Here is a 15,151-nt window from a genome sequence, read left to right as displayed (position 1 = left end):
GCTAGCGCTTGATCGGGGTGGTGGGCGGGGCCGCCTGGTCCGGCTGGAGCGTTCCGGTGAGCTGCGGCACGTCTCCGGACAGGGTGGCCTGGAACATCGGCTGGAGCAGCGCGTGGTCCTCGGCGCGGACGGTCATCTCACCCTTGGGCCCGAGGAACGTCCAGCCTTCGAGACCGCTGATCATCTTGTCGACGTCGTCACCCTGTTCGATGGCGCGTACCAGCATCTGGGCGGCGGTGAACCCGTCGGTGTGGAAGATGTCCGGCTTCTTGCCGAGCGTGGTCGCCATGGCCTTGGCGGGCTCGTTGTCGGTGGCCTCGGCGAAGTAGTGGGCCAAGAAATTGATCTTGTCTCCGGCGGGGCCGAAGGAGCTGAACGTGGCACGGTCCGCCAGGCCCGTCACCACCTTGGTGTGCTGGAAGACGTCCTGCTGGGCGAGGGTCTGCCACATGTTCGCCGCGGTGTCACCGGCCCAGGCGACGAAGAGCAGGTCGGGCTTGGCGTCCACGATCTGCCGGGCGAACGGGGTGAAGTCGGCCGTCTTCAGCGGCACCAGCACCGGGGTGACGGTCGCGCCGCCCGCCTCGCCGAGCACGGCCTGAACGGCGGCCACGTTGGCCTGGCCGAAGGCGTAGTCCTGGGCGAAGACGACGACCTTCTTGCCCTGCACGCCGTCCACCACCGCCTCGGCCACCCGCACGTCCTGCCAGGTCTGGCGGCCGGAGCGGAAGGTGTAGGCGTTGATGCCGGTGACGGTGTCGGCGGCGGCCGCGCCGCTGATGTAGAGGACCTTGTTCTGCGCGGCCAGCGGGGCGAGCTGCATGGCCACGCCGGAGGAGACCGTACCCGCGAGGATCTTGTAGCCCTTGCCGATCAGGTCGGTGGCGACGGCGGTGGCCTTGGCCGGATCGCTGGCGTCGTCGTGGTAGGTCACCTCGACGGCCGTGTCACCGACCTTGCCGGTGCCCTTGGTGGCATAGTCCAACCCGGCCTTGAATCCCTCGGTGAACTGCTGGCCGTAGCCGGCGACCAGCCCGCTGGTGGAGGTCACGAGCCCGACCTTCACCGCCCCTTCCGCCGGGCCGGCGCCCGAGGTGGCGCCTCCGCAGGCCGTGAGGCCGAGGACGAGTAACGCGGCTACCGCGATGCCGGATCGCTTCATGGAGATCTCCTCTTCAAGGGGGGGTTAGAGGGCGAACTGGCGGGCCATGACGAGCGCCTCGCCCTGGCACACCACGCGCGTTCCGATCGTCGCGACGGTGCGCAGATCGACCAGCGCCTTCTCCGGACGGACGGCGCTGATGGTCACTTCGGCTCGCAGGGCGTCGCCCGGCCTGGCATGGCCGTCGAAGCGCAGCTCCTGCTTGAGATACATGGTTCCGTTGCCCGGCAGGTCGGTGCCGAGCAGCGCGGAGAACAGCCCCGCGACCAACGGCTCGGGCACGGTGTCCTCGGTGGTGTCCCCGGTCAGACTCCGGTATCCGGCGAGATCCTCCTCGGTGAAGGTCCGCTCCAGGTGGGCGCGGCGTCCGACCGCCTGGTCCGGGTCCGCCGACGCGTTCCGGACCGTTCCCGCCGGCGCGGGCCGGGTCTCCGGGACGGCCGGTCGCTTCCCGATGGTCGTTACGGCCTCGCAGACGGTCGTGCCGTCGGCCCGGGTCACGGTGAGGTCCAGCTCGTCGGCCGACGCGCGGGCGGTGACCGTGACCCGTTCCCCGGCCCGCGTCGGCGCGGGGAACGTCAGGCGCTGCGTGAGCAGTTCGGCCCCGGGGTGATGGCGGCGCACGGCGGTGCGGATCAGGGCGAACAGGAGCATGCCGTGGGCGACGGTGCCGCCGAACCGGGTCGTCGCGGCGTGGCCGGGGTCCACGTGGAGGGGGTTGTCGTCCCCGGTCAGCGCGGCGAACCGGTCGAAGTCCCGCTGGCCGACGGTGAACGTCTCGCTCCAGGTGACGACCCGCAGCCGGTCCTTGAGTATCTTGCCGGCGGCGTTGCGCGGCAGGGCCTCGACCACCTCGACGTACGCGGGCACCTTGTAGCCGGCCAGCCGTTCGCGGCAGAACGCGCGGACCTCGTCGGGCTCGATCTCCGCTCCCTGCCTGAGGACGAGGTGGGCCTTGCCGGTCTCGCCCCAGCGCGCGTCCGGCACGCCCACCACGGCGGCCTCCGCCACCGCGGGATGGTCGAACAGGACGCGCTCGACCTCGGCCGGGTAGACGTTCTCGCCGCCCGAGATGTACATGTCCTTGACCCGGTCGACGATCGTGTAATAGCCGTCCGCGTCCCGCCGGGCGACATCGCCGGAGCGCAGCCAGCCGTCCTCGGTGAAGGCGGCGGCGGTGACCTCGGGCTGGTTCCAGTAGCCGGGGGTGATGCCCGGGCCGCGGATCAGCAGCTCGCCCTCGTCCGCGGCGTGGCCGTCCTGGTCGATCAGCTTCACCTCGGCGAACAGCTGCGGTTTGCCCACCGAGCCCGCCTTTGACAGGGCGTGGGCCTCGTCGATGAGGAACAGGGTGGGGCCGGTCTCGGTCATGCCCATGCCCTGCCGTACCACGATGCCCAGGCCGGCGAGCTCGCGCAGCAGCGGCACCGGCAGGGCCGCGCCCCCGCAGGCCCAGGACCGCACGCCGGACAGGTCGGTGGCGGCGAAGTCCGGGTGGTCGCGCAGGAGCTGGTACATGGTGGGCACGCCGAAGAAGGCGGTGCCGCGCTCGGCCAGCAGCCGCAGCGCGAGCGCCGGGTCGAACTCGTGCTGCACGATCGCGGCGCCGCCGGCCAGCAGCGTGGGCAGCGTGTAGAGGTTGATGCCGCCGGTGTGGAAGGTCGGCAGCACGTTCAGCGTGGTGTCGGCCGAGGTCAGGCCGATGGCGGTGCCGATGTTGAGATGGTTGGCCACGGCCATGCCGAAGGTCTGGATGACGCCCTTGGGACGGCCGGTGGTGCCGGAGGTGTAGAGCAGGTACCACGGATCGTGCTCGTCGTTCCAGGACCGCCCGGACAGCGGCTCCACGTCGGCGAGGGCCCGCTCGTACGAGGCGCCGAGCCGTACGGCCTTGGCGTCGAGCCGCTCGGCCGCCTCCGCACGGGCGTCGTCGCAGAGCACCACGGCGGCACCGCAGTCGTCCAGGATGCCGGCCAGCTCGGGCACCGACAGCCGCCAGTTCAGCGGGACCAGCAGCGCGCCGATCCGCCCGCAGGCGATCAGCAGCTCGATCACCTCGACCCGGTTGCCGCTCAGCACGGCCACCCGGTCGCCGGGCCGCACGCCGAGCCCGTCACGCAGGTGCCGAGCCATCCGGCCGGCGCGGTCGGAGGCCGTGGCGTAGTCGAACTCACGCCCGCTGAGCGTGTCGACCAGCGCGGTCGCGCCGGGGCTCAGCTCGGCGCGGGCGCCGAGCACATCGGGCACTTTCACATCCGCTCCCTCGTGAATCGCATCGCTCAGCTCGCGGAGAGACCCTCCGGCTCCCAACATGAGACGTGATTCACGTACAAGCTAGGGTTGTCCCTCGTACGGGTCAATAGCTACATGAGAGATGATTCAGCTAATATGTTGAGACCATGACGGACACCGAGACCGACGTGACCGCTTCCCCCGAGATCCTCACGAGCGCGCGTGGCACGCCACTGTCCAAGCGCGGGGAGCGCACACGCAGAAAGCTGCTCGACGCGGCGGAGCAGGTCTTCGCCGCGCTCGGCTACTACGACGCCTCCATCGTGAAAATCACCGAGGCGGCCGGGGTGTCACAGGGCACCTTCTACATCTACTTCGAGGGCAAGCAGCAGATCTTCGACGAGCTGGTCGCCGATCTCAACCGCCGGGTCAGGCACGCGATGTCCGAAGCGGCCGCGCAGGGCCACAGCCGTGCCGAGCGTGAGCGGCTGGGCTTCGGCGGATACTTCCGGTTCACCGCCGAGCACCCCGCTCTCTACCGGATCATCCGGCAGGCCGAGTTCGTCTCCCCCGACGCGATGCACCAGCACTACGCGAAGATCGCCGAAGGCTACATGGAAGGGCTCCGTCACGCGATGGACACCGGCGAGGTCGTCCGCGCCGATCCCGAGGTCCTGGCCTGGGCGCTGATGGGCGTGGGCGAGCTGATCGGCATGCGCTGGATCCTGTGGGACGGCCCGGAGCCCAAGCGGGTCCCGGAGGACGTCTTCGCGGAGATGTACGCCTTCATCACCCGCGGCCTCGGCACCCCCTCCGAACCGATCCCGCGATGAGCGACCCCGCATGGCGCGCTAGGCGCGTGGCTTGTCCAGGCCGGTCAAGCGGGTCAGGGCCGCGAGGCCGTCGTCGGTGCCCGGCCAGTGCCGGCGGACCGCCTCCAGGCCGGCGCGGCGGACCACCGAGCGCAGCACCATGGTGACGACGACGATCGCCAGTGTGGCGATCAGCGCCAGCCAGGCGACCAGGAGCGCGACCACGATCCCGATCAGCAGGTCCCATCCCCACGATCCGGTCATGTCCGCTCGCCTTCCCCCGAATCCGGCTCGGCGACGCCCTCGGCCGATCCTAGCCACGGGACCGGCGGCGGGCCGCCCCCGGCCCGGGGGCGGCCCGCTTCCGATCAGTTACTCATGGCCGGCTTCACGATCTCCAACTGGTGCAGCCGAACCCGCTCGCGCAGACTCGGTGCCGGTCGTCGCCGGTGTTGCGGTTCATCTCGGTGCGGGTGGTGCCCTTCTTGGACAGGTCCGCCACGACCCATTCCTCGCCGTTCTTGTACCAGCCGTACGGCGTCTTCACCTGCCTCGTCTCGGTCAACGTCACCTTGCCCGCGGAGCCGGTGGTGCTGACCTTGAAGGCTCCCCATCGGGCCGCGCACGCCGCCGAGTGGACGAGCTGGAACTCCAGATAGGAGTCGATCCGTACGCGTTCCAGGATGGTCTGGTCCGCGGTGCAGCCCATCGTGGAGGGGTTCTTGCCCACGCAGGACGCCCCGGAACAACCTGCGGCGGCCTGGGCGGAGGTGGCGGCGACGCCGCCGAGCGCGGTGACGGCGAGGGCCGTCGCGAGTGCGGCGCGGCCGAGTGTGAGCAGCTTCATCATGACTTCCAAGAGGTGCAGACGTAGTAGCAGGCCTGGTGGCGGTCGCCACTGGTGTTCTGGTTCATCGGGGTCCACTTCGTGCCGGCGCCGTTGGAGTGGCTGACGGTCTGGACCCGCTGGTTGTACCAGCCGTACGTGGTCTTGATCTGCCGGACGGCCTTCACCACCGAGGAGCCGCAGCACGAGCTCTCGTCGACCCCGACGGCCCAGTAGGCGGAGCACTTGGCGGACCTCATCAGGCGGACGCTCTTGCTCCAGTCGCCGGTCGAGGCGATGGCCATGCGCTCGGCGTCGTCGTCGCAGCCGTAGGTGGCCGGGTTCTTGCCGACGCAGGTGGCTCCCTTGCAGGACAGCGCCGTCGTGGCGCCCGATGGTCCGCCGGTGACGGCGAGGGTCGTGCACGCCAACGCCACCGCGGCGAGCGTGCGTGCGATCGTGGTGCCGGTGGGCATGGTGTCTCCTTATTGTCAGCGGTTGATGTCGCGCAGGGCCTGGTCGAACACGTTGCGGTACAGGACCGAACTGCCTTCCTTCGTGGGGTGGAAGGACTGCTGGGAGATCACGAACTCGTCCGGGCTCTCGCCCTGCGTACGGTCCGCGATCACGCGGTGGATGGCCTCCGGCTCCCCGCACACCCCGCGGCCCGCGAACTCCTCACGGGGGTCGGCGAAGGACACGACCGCGCCGGTACTGGCGGAGGCGGCGGCCGCGGCCCCGCGCAGGGTGTCGTCCAGGACACCGGCCATCTCGCCGAGCCAGAGGGCGGTGGGCAGGCCGATGCGGGGGAAGCAGTCGCCGTCGAAGAGCCGCGGGTAGCCCATCAGGACGATGGCCGCGTTCGGGGCCTTACGGTGGATCGCCAGCAGGGTGTCGCGGACGGCGGGGCCGACGACGTCGTTGATCTGCCGGGGAACGGATTCGCCGAGCGGGACGCCGCCGTCCTCCTCCAGGGCGGTCTCCTTACAGGGATCCAGACTGAGCCGGGAGATGCAGTGGGTGAGGATCGCGCTGAAGCGGGCGTCGTTGCCGCCGACGGACAGGGTGACGAGCGTGGTGTTCTCGTCCAGATAGCCCTTGTCGAGCTGGGCCGGCTCGCGGAACTGCCCCTCGTCGGTCAGGTTGCCAGTGACCGCGCCTGAGCAGGCGTGGAACTGGTGCTCCAGGCTCGGGTCCCAGGTGTCGTGCCGCTCGCCGATGCTCAGGGCCGGACGGTCGGTGAGACTGCCCGCTCGCGACCAGGCGTACTTGGAGCGGTGGCAGGCGTTGCCGTACTTCCAGAGGTAGTCGGGGTCCTTGTAGACGCCCTCGACGCCGCCGCCGTCGCTGTCGGTCTCGGTGTAGTAGTCGTGCTGCGCCGCCGTCGAGGCGCCTTCGCCGGAGGCGTAGGAGTCGCCCAGCGAGACGATCTGGTGCCTGGGCTTGGAGCTCAGGGGCTGGAAGGCGATGGCGTCCCAGGCGATCCGCTGTTCGCCGTCGCCGTCATCGGTGAGGTTGGACAAGGAGACGGAGGGCACGCCGCCGAAGTCGAAGACGCCGAGGGAGACCCAGCGGTGCTGCCGGACGCGTTGCAGGACCGCGCGTTCCCGCCGGCCGTCCCCGGTGTCGACCGTGTAGACGGCCTGCTGGGTGGCGGCGTTGTGGTCGGGGATGTGCACCATCACCCGCGCCCACTGGCGGAGTGTGCGGCCGAGGGTCCAGGTGCCGGTGACGCGGTAGGAGCCTTCGGAGGGCGGGCGGGTGTTGGCGAACCAGAAGTGGCCGCCGAGCCCGCCTCCGACCTGATGGAAGTCGATCTTCGAACGCTCCTGCCCTTCGCCGTCCTTGGCGAAGTTCAGCGCGAACGAGCCCGCGTTGGTGAAGCGACGGCCGCAGCCGGGCCGCACCGAGGCGACCGTGTCGGGCACGTCGTCGATGATCAGCGAATTGGCCGGGACGGCGTTGCTCCCGTTGAAGCCGGTGGTGAAGGGGTCGCAGTTGGGCCGGAAGTGCTCCACCGGCATCTTCTTCTGCTCGACCTCGCCTGGATGGAGGGCGAACACCGGTTCGGGATAGTCGGTCGGGAAGCGCATGTTCTCGTTGCCGCACTCGACGTCGCAGTGCTCCTTCCAGGTAGCCGGCTTGTGCCACCAGCAGCGGAAGTCCGTCCTCAGGCAGGGCTGGGCGGCGGGGGCGCAGGAGTTGCTGCTGTCGCAGAACAGGGTCCGGGGCGGCTTCACGCGCTCGCGCACGGGCTGGGTGACCCACCACGCCTGGTTGTATCCCGAGTGCGTCGAGTCATCGCGGAAGTCGTACTTGACGATGGGGTGGGCGGCCCAGCCCATGACCTTCTCCGGGTACGGCCAGCGCTGCGGGTTGGCGGCGTCGGACTGACTCTTCTCCAGGAACGGCTCGCGGTTGGGCGGGTAGTCGGCGTTCATCGGGTTGTTGGACCAGCCGAGGCCCCAGTTCCCGTACTGGTCGGTGCAGGTCGGGCTGGGCCGGCAGCCGGTCTCGTTGCCGAAGCGCGCGTCGGGCTGGAAGCCGCTGTTGTAGACCCACACGGCGGCGAACCAGTTCTCCAGCTTCGCCGGGTCAGCATTGTTGATCTTGATGTGGTCGTAGACCTGGTTCCACTTGTCCTGGAGGATGCGCAGCCCCGCGGCGATGTTCGTGGCGTAGTCGAGGGCGATGGCCCGCTGGGTGGTCTCGGCCTGGTCGCCCTTGCGCATGCCGGTGGTGACCTGCGCGACGCCGTACCCGCAGTCGGCCTCCCGCCAGCGGATGCTCCAGCCGTCGTCGGAGGCGCGCCTGCCGTAGTAGTCGCCGATCAGCGGGTTGCCGGTGACCCCTTCCAGGGCGTGCCAGGACGCCTGCCACAGGTTGGACTCCTGGGCCAGGATGCCGAGCATGATCTGCGCGGGCACCCGGCCGCCGCCCTTGAGCTGAAGGGGCGGGAGCAGGCCCTGCGGTGACCAGGACGGCAGCCCCGACTGATTCCAGTTGGAGGGCCGTGGCGTCGTGAGCGCGCCCTGGACGGCGAGGTTCACCGCCCATTCGACCTGTTTCCAGTGCGGTTGCAGCGCTTGCCGCCTGGCGTCGTTGCGCGGGATCGCACAGGGCTCGACGGGGTCGTCGGTCTGGAGAGCGGGCCCCTCTGCCGCTCGCGCGCCGGTCCCGGTCCGCGGGCCCCCGGGGACGAGCGCGAAGTCGAGGCCGGCTCCGGTCCGGGCCACGCGCGCCTTGAGCGTCACCCGTGAGGGGGAACCCGGCGTTCCCAGGCGCGTGCCGGTCTGGGAGAGGAACAGCGCGCCGCCCGTTGATACCTCGTCGTGCGCGCCCGCCGCGACCTGCACGACCTGGCCGGGCAACTCGCCGACCTCGGTGGGACGGCCGGTCAGGTAGGCCCTGCCGTCGGCCCCTGCTGCCAGGCCCAGCCGGGTGAGCGGGCCCTTGGCCAGTTGCTTCGGCCGCTCCCCGCCCGCGGGCAGGTGCTCGACGGTCGCCAGGTCGTCGCCGTGGGCGGCGAGGAAGGTCAGGCTGCCGTCTCGGTGCGGACGCAGGTGGCTCGGCGTGCCCTCCAGACGGGCGTACGGGCGTACCTTCCCCGAACCGGAGACCTCGACCAGGCCGTCGCCCGCCACCGCCACGATCGCGTCCCCCATCGGGACCGCCGAGGTGGCCTGGCCGGGCACCTCGACCGGGGCGGCGGTCTTGCCGGTCGCCGCGTCCACCAGGTGCAGCCGGGTGGCGGTGCTCTCCTTCCCGCCCGCCTGGGCGAACACGGCGCTCTCGCCGGCGCCGCATCCCGGGCTGTGGTACGCGAGGCTCGCGTGCAGTCCCAGTTTGGTGATCCGTCCGGACTCCAGGTCCACCAGCGCGGTGAACGCGCCACGCTGGAAGAGCGCCTCGGAGTTGGTGAACTGACGTGGCCCGTAGGCCACCACCGCCCGCTTGGCCGAGCCGGTGAGGCAGACGTTGCCGATCCACCTGTCCGTGTCGAAGCCGCCCTCGGACAGCGTCGCCGCAGTCCGCCACCGGTAGCCCTCGGAGGCTCTGGCGACCAGGAGGTGGAAGCCGGTGGAGTCGCCCGTGGCGGTCCAGGCCAGGTCGTCGGAGCCGGACCAGCCCGAGCCGAGCAGCTCGTCCCGCCGGTCAGGGGGGACGGACCCGACCGGCTTCTCGACGGCGGCCGAGGCCGGCGCCGTGAGGGGTGCGGCCGGCACGGTCAGCACCGAGGCCAGCACGGCGCCCGCGAGCGCGGTGAGCAAGAGCGGAGTACGCACCGCTACCACCGGGCGTACGTCTGGAGGCGGACACGAGTCGGGTCCATCGGGCTCCGTTCGCTAAAGGTGAGGGCGGCCGGCGCGCGCCCTGGCCTGGGCGACGACGCTCGATCCGTCCGGAGATGTGGAGGTTCGAAACCGATCTCTGCGAACCGGCCCCATCGTGACCGCGTAGTCGTGAGGATGCCGTGAGAGATCCGTGAGTCGGGCCGGGAAGGCGGTGGCGGTGCTGAGGTTCAGAGTGCTGGGCGCGGTGGAGGCGCGATGCCGGGAGGACGTCGTGCCGATGCCACCGAAGGTGCGGCGTCTCATGGCCGCGGTGCTGTCGCGGCCGAACACCGTGGTCGGGGCGACGGACCTGATCGAGGCCGTGTGGGAGTCGGCTCCGCCGGCCTCCGCCCGCGAGAGCCTGCGCATCTACGTCCACCGGCTCAACCAGGCGCTCGGCACCTCGCGGGTGACCACCGCGGCCTCCGGCTACCTGCTCACCGTCGGCGACGACGAGCTGGACTCCCTGGAGTTCGAGCGGACCGTACGGCACGGCAGGGAGCTGATCGACCGCGGCGACCTGACCACCGGGGCGGCCACGCTCGGCCGCGGCCTGCGGATGTGGCGTGGCCCGGCCTTCGCCGAGCTGCAGACGCTGGCCGTGGTGCGGGAGGAGGCGACCCGCCTGGACGAGCTGCGGCTCACCGTGACCGAGGAGCGCTTCGACGCCGAACTCACCCTGGGCCGCCACGGCGAGATCGTCGCCGAGCTGAAGCCGGTGGCGCTCGCCCACCCGTTGCGCGAGAAGCTGCGCGCCCAGCTGATGACCGCCCTGTGGGGTGACGGCCGGCAGGCCGAGGCGCTGGCCGCCTACCGCGACGCCGCCGAGTTCCTGGCACGTGAACTCGGCCTCGATCCAGGACCCGAGCTCCGCGACCTCCAACAGCGGATCCTCCGTCAGGAGACGTACCCGTCGCGGCCCCGCGGATCGGCCCCGGCCGTGATACCGGCGCAGCTGGCCCCGCCGAACTCCGCCTTCACCGGACGCGCGCAGGCGGCCCGCGCGCTGGACGGACTGGTCGCCCCCGGGAGCCCGGCGCCGGTGGCGATCGTCAGCGGCATCGCCGGAGTCGGCAAGACCGCGCTGGCCCTCGACTGGGCCCACCGGAACGTGTCACGCTTCCCCGACGGCCAGCTCTTCGCCGACCTGCGCGGCTACGACCGCCTGGCCGGACCGGTCGCCCCGCACGACCTGCTGGGGCGGTTCCTGCGCGCGCTGGGCGTCAACAGCGAGCAGATCCCCGCCGACCCCGACGAGCGCGCGGCGCTCTACCGCAGCGTCCTGCACCCGCTGCGGGTGCTGATCCTGCTGGACAACGCGGCTTCGGCGGCCCAGGTCCGGCCGCTGTTGCCGGGCGCGCGCGGCTGCCGCGTGGTGGTCACGGCCAGGCCTCGGTTGGAAGACCTCCTCATCGAGTACGGCGCGGCGGCCGTCCCCCTCTCGCCCCTGGACGACCGGGAAGCCGTGGACCTGCTCGCCGGCGTGCTCGGCGCCCCATGGGTCGAACGGGAACGTAAGGACGCCGAGCGGCTCGCCCGGCTGTGCGACGGCCTCCCCCTGGCTCTGCGGCTGACGGCCGCCCGGCTGACCAGCAGCAGGACCGGCACGCTCGCGGAGCTGGTCGCGCAGCTGGCTGACCGGCAACGCCGGCTCGACCTCCTGAGCGGGGAGGAGCTGCAGGTCCGCAGCGGCTTCGAGCTGTCCTGCCGCGACCTTCCCGCACCGGTGACGCGGGCCTTCCGGCTGCTGAGCCTGCTCGACGCACCCGGCGGGCTGGCGGCCTGGCATCTCGCGGCGCTGCTGGACCAGCCGGACCTGTCCGAAGCGGACGCCCTGCTGGACGAGCTGGTCGACGCGCAACTGCTGCAGCCCCTGGGCGTGGACTGCGTGGGGCAGCGGCGCTTCCGCTTCCACGATCTCGTACGGCTCTACGCCGCCGAGCGCGCCGAGGCGGACGAGCCGGAAGAGGAGCGGCACGCGGCCACACTCCGCGCCTTCGGAGCCATGCTGGCGCTCACCGCCCACGCCGACAGAGCCTTCCGCGGCGAGGACATCGACGAGGTCCAGGGCACCTGCGCACGCTGGTTGCCCGGCGACCACGCGTCGCTCGTCCCCGAGCCGATGCTCTGGCTCGACGCCGAACGCCTCAACCTGTCCGCCATGGTCCGGCAGGCCGCCCGCGCGGGCTGGTCCGAGCCGTGCTGGGAGCTGACCGCCACCGGCTCGATGCTGCGGCAACGGCGCGGCTACCAGGACGACCAGCTCGCCAACTACGAGCTGGCCCTGGAACTGTGCCGCCGGGAGGGGAATCTCCGCGGCACGGCCGCCCTCCTCCTGAGCCACGGCGGCCTCCACCACCAGATGGGCAACCTGTCGCTCGCGGCCGCGTGCGCGAGCGAGGCCGTCGACCTGTACGAGCGCCTCGGCGACAAGCGCGGGCACGCGCTGGCCCTGGCCGACTCCGGCGTCGCCCACCGCGTGCTCGCCGACTGGGAGCCGGCTCTGGCGGCGTTCGAGCGGGCCTTCGAGATCTTCGAGGACCTCGGCGACCTGGCGTCAGCCGCGTACGTGCTGTTCCATCTGGGGGCCCTGCACCTACGACGCGATCATTTCGGCGAGGCGCAGGCCGCGGCCGAACGCGGGCTCGCCCTGTTGCCCCCGGGGATTCCCGAGCTCGAACTCCACCTGCGCCGCACGCTCGGTGATTCCTACCTGCGCCGGGGCCGGGTCGAGGAGGCCCATGACATCCTGACCGACGTCCTGGCGAGCGCCCGCGCGCGGCGCGACCTCTTCCAGGAAGCCGAAGCGCTGCTCGTCCTGGGCGAGACCGAGGTGGCGGCCGGTCGTCCCGCCCAGGGCAGGGCCACCCTCACCCTGGCTCTGGAGCAGGGCCGCCAGCTCAACGGGAAGAACTTCGAGGGGCGGGTGCACCTGGCCCTCGGCCACATCGTCGACGGCCGGCACATAGAGCATCTGGAGACGGCGGCCGAGATCTTCGCCGCGGCCAACGCCCCCGCCTGGCACGCCAAGGCCATGGCCGCCCTCACGACGCACCGGCGCTGACGTCAGGAGCGCTCGACGCGGACGGCGACTCCGTCGAGGATCAGCTCCAGCCCGAGCGAGAAGTCCGCGTCGGCGATGGTCGCGTCGGGGGTGTCGGACGGCAGCGTCTCGAACAGCGCCGAGGCGAACAGCCGGGCCGTCTCGGGGAAGCGTCCGGGGTCGACGAGCCGGACCAGCGCGCGGCCGTAGTCGCGCTCGGCGTCGGCCTGCCCCCGGCCCTCGGCGGCCCTGCCCTCGGCGAGCTCGCTGTATTGCCGCACCCACTGGACCACGTAGCCGTTGATCAGCGTCAGGATGCCGACCTTGTGCGCCCAGTCGAGGCGGGTGCGCGACAGGATGGCGAGCCCGGCCTCCATCCAGGCGATCTGGTTGGGGCCGGAGGGCGGCCCGGAGGCGGGCACGCGCGTCAGCCACGGCCGGCGCCAGGACACCGCGCGCAGCGCGAAGGCCCAGTCGCGCAGCCCTTCGCGCCAGTCGTCGGTGTCGAGGTCCGGAGGCGTGCCCGAGGCGGCGTCGGCCATGAGCGTGAGCAGCTCGTCCTTGGACCCGACGTGGCGGTAGAGCGACATCCCCGTGAAGCCGAGGCTCTTGGCGACCTTGGGAATCGTCACGCCGCCGAGCCCGTCACGGTCGGCGATCTCCACGGCCGCGGCGACGATCAGGTCGACGTCGAGGGCCGCGGGCCGCCCGAGACGCGAGGACTCCGGCATCCGCCACAGCCTGCGCAGCGCCGCCGGTATGTAGTCCTCGCTGGTCATGGCTCCCTTGTTCACCCCCGGAGAGTCAGGCCCCATCATGCCAGAACCTTCTTTAGTATATCTGTGATACTTTCTCGCTGAAACTAAATCTCGGGGAGAGGGACGTACATGAGCGTCGACGCCGCGTCGCGGACATCGAGAGGGCCGGTCCGGCGCGCCGAACGCGCCCTCGCACCGGACCTGGCCAGGGGCGCGATGCTGCTGATCATCGCGCTGGCCAACGTCGCCGGAGTCGTCTTCGCCCGGCAGCCCGGCCTCGACCTCGACCCGGAAGGCGCCGAGGCCGGGCTCACCTTCCTGCTCTTCGAGCTCGTCCACGCCCGCGGGTATCCGGTCTTCGCGGTGATGTTCGGCTACGGAGTCGTCCAGCTCGCCCGCCGCCAGGACGCCTCCGGCGCCACCCCGCGGCGGGTCCGCTCGGTGCTGGTGCGCCGCAACCTCTGGCTCGTGGTCTTCGGGTTCGCGCACGCCGCTCTGCTCTACTACGGCGACTTCCTCGGCGCGTACGGGGTCGTCGGGATCGTGATGACCCTGGTGCTGCTGCGCCGGAGCGACGGGTTCCACCGGATCGTGCTGGTGATCTGGGCGGTCGCGGCGGTCCAGGTCCTGGTCATGGGCGCCACCGTGGTGAGCGGCATCGTCGGGGGTTCCGGTGGGTCGGCCCCGCTGCCGGCGATCCCGATCGGTTCCCTCACCGCTCCTGGCTACCTGGAGTCCATGTCGGCTCGCCTCGGCGAATGGCCGTCGCACACGCTGACCGTCCTGCCCTTCATCCTGATCGCCTGGCTGGGCATGTGGGCCGCCCGCCGCCGCGTCCTCGAAGAGCCGGCCCGCCACCGGACCCTGCTCACGTGGACCGCCGTCCTCGGGCTCGGCCTCGCCGTCGCCGGAGGTCTCCCGGCCGCCCTGGTCAGCGCCGGATGGCTGCACGTCGACGAGCCGGCCGCCGCTCTGGCACTGACGCTCCACGGCGCCAGTGGCATGTTCGCCGGCCCGGGTTACGTGGCGGTCTTCGGCCTGATCGCCATGCGGGTCACCCGGCCAGGCCCCGTCGTCGGCGCCCTCTCGGCCCTGGGCCGGCGCTCCCTGTCGGGATACCTGTTCCAGTCGGTGGCCTGGCTCGTCCTCCTGGCGCCCTTCACGCTCGACCTCGGCGACCGTCTCGGCAGTCCCACCGTGACCGGTCTGATCATCGCGGTGATCGTCTGGCTCGCGACCGTGCTGCTCGCCCGCCTTCTCGACGAGCGCGGACGGCCGGGCCCCGCCGAGTTCGTCCTGCGCCGCCTGACCTACGGCCCTCGGACGTAGTCGATGTCGAGGACGCTCCGGCCGCTCCGACCTACCCGCGAACAGACCAATGGTTCCAAGGAGCGGACATGTCACGGAACATCGAGACCGTCACCACCTATCTGGACGGTTTCCGTAAGAACGATCACGAACAGATCCTGTCCTGCCTGACCGACGACATCGAGTGGACCGTCTTCGGCGCCTTCCACCTGACCGGCAAGGACGCCTACGACAAGGCCATCGACGGCCCGCCCGGGCTCATCGACCCTCCCCACCTGGAGGTGGTGCGCATGGTCGAGCAGGGCGACGTCGTGATGGCGGAGCTCACGGGGACGGTCCAGCGGGCCGAGGGCGGTGAGCTGCGCATGTCCATGGCGGAGGTGTTCGTCATGCGCGACGGCAAGATCGCCGAGCGTCGGGCCTGGGTCATCGAACTGAAGGAGAACGACCATCGCTGACCCGATGTACGTTTCACCGGTCCTCACCGGAGTGCTCTCGCGTCGTCCCTGATCAGCGGCGAGCAAGGGGGCGCGAGGGGTCTGACCACGCCTGCGGGAAGGCAGAGACCTGGCCGCGACGGCGGCGGGCGGATACCGTCCGGTCGGGCGCGTCCAGGCACGGCACCGCGGGACGCGGGTGTCGCGATCCCGGACGCGCTCCGACGAAGCCCCGTCAC

The 15,151-nt window shown here is 71.3% G+C and carries 11 protein-coding genes; 4 read left to right on the top strand and 7 right to left on the bottom strand.

Annotated elements, in window-relative coordinates; genetic code table 11:
- Position 1: 1 nt before the first annotated feature.
- Positions 2-1,162, bottom strand: a complete 1,161-nt coding sequence (locus AB0K05_RS12720) for a substrate-binding domain-containing protein (RefSeq protein ID WP_148035713.1) — start codon at positions 1,160-1,162, stop codon at positions 2-4.
- Positions 1,163-1,186: 24 nt separating this feature from the next.
- A complete protein-coding gene (locus AB0K05_RS12715) occupies positions 1,187-3,415 on the bottom strand; it encodes an AMP-binding protein (RefSeq protein ID WP_364228970.1) in 2,229 nt (742 codons plus the stop codon).
- A gap of 146 nt (positions 3,416-3,561) precedes the next feature.
- Between AB0K05_RS12715 and AB0K05_RS12710 the strand changes: the two genes are divergently transcribed.
- Positions 3,562-4,227, top strand: coding sequence for a TetR/AcrR family transcriptional regulator (locus tag AB0K05_RS12710; RefSeq protein ID WP_364228968.1), 666 nt, complete (start codon positions 3,562-3,564; stop codon positions 4,225-4,227).
- Positions 4,228-4,245: 18 nt separating this feature from the next.
- Here AB0K05_RS12710 and AB0K05_RS12705 read toward each other — a convergent pair whose 3' ends face one another.
- The 4 genes from AB0K05_RS12705 to AB0K05_RS12690 all read right to left on the bottom strand — a co-directional run bounded on the left by AB0K05_RS12705 (position 4,246) and on the right by AB0K05_RS12690 (position 9,318).
- Positions 4,246-4,470, bottom strand: coding sequence for a hypothetical protein (locus AB0K05_RS12705; protein WP_364228966.1), 225 nt, complete (start codon positions 4,468-4,470; stop codon positions 4,246-4,248).
- Between the two features lie 124 nt (positions 4,471-4,594).
- Entirely contained in the window at positions 4,595-5,056 is a 462-nt protein-coding gene (locus AB0K05_RS12700) for a DUF2690 domain-containing protein (RefSeq protein ID WP_148035715.1), read from the bottom strand.
- Positions 5,053-5,508, bottom strand: coding sequence for a hypothetical protein (locus tag AB0K05_RS12695; RefSeq protein WP_364228964.1), 456 nt, complete (start codon positions 5,506-5,508; stop codon positions 5,053-5,055). The genes AB0K05_RS12700 and AB0K05_RS12695 overlap by 4 nt, the downstream gene beginning before the upstream one ends.
- 15 nt (positions 5,509-5,523) lie before the next feature.
- On the bottom strand, positions 5,524-9,318 hold the full coding sequence (locus AB0K05_RS12690; RefSeq protein WP_364228962.1) for a hypothetical protein: 3,795 nt from the start codon (positions 9,316-9,318) through the stop codon (positions 5,524-5,526).
- 226 nt (positions 9,319-9,544) lie between these two features.
- On the opposite strand from AB0K05_RS12690, the gene AB0K05_RS12685 reads away from it, so the two are divergent.
- Positions 9,545-12,430, top strand: a complete 2,886-nt coding sequence (locus AB0K05_RS12685; protein ID WP_364228960.1) for a BTAD domain-containing putative transcriptional regulator — start codon at positions 9,545-9,547, stop codon at positions 12,428-12,430.
- Between the two features lie 2 nt (positions 12,431-12,432).
- On the opposite strand, the gene AB0K05_RS12680 is transcribed toward AB0K05_RS12685, so the two are convergent.
- Positions 12,433-13,188, bottom strand: coding sequence for a TetR/AcrR family transcriptional regulator (locus AB0K05_RS12680; RefSeq protein WP_148035719.1), 756 nt, complete (start codon positions 13,186-13,188; stop codon positions 12,433-12,435).
- A gap of 108 nt (positions 13,189-13,296) precedes the next feature.
- On the opposite strand from AB0K05_RS12680, the gene AB0K05_RS12675 reads away from it, so the two are divergent.
- Complete coding sequence (locus AB0K05_RS12675; RefSeq protein ID WP_364228958.1) at positions 13,297-14,496, top strand: DUF418 domain-containing protein; 1,200 nt, start codon at positions 13,297-13,299, stop codon at positions 14,494-14,496.
- Positions 14,497-14,564: 68 nt separating this feature from the next.
- Positions 14,565-14,933, top strand: coding sequence for a nuclear transport factor 2 family protein (locus tag AB0K05_RS12670; protein WP_364228956.1), 369 nt, complete (start codon positions 14,565-14,567; stop codon positions 14,931-14,933).
- Positions 14,934-15,151 lie beyond the last annotated feature (218 nt).

It is taken from the genome of Nonomuraea sp. NPDC049486, assembly GCF_040676925.1.
In the GTDB taxonomy this organism is placed as follows: Bacteria; Actinomycetota; Actinomycetes; order Streptosporangiales; family Streptosporangiaceae; genus Nonomuraea; species Nonomuraea ferruginea.
This window is presented reverse-complemented; position numbering and strand designations above follow the sequence as displayed.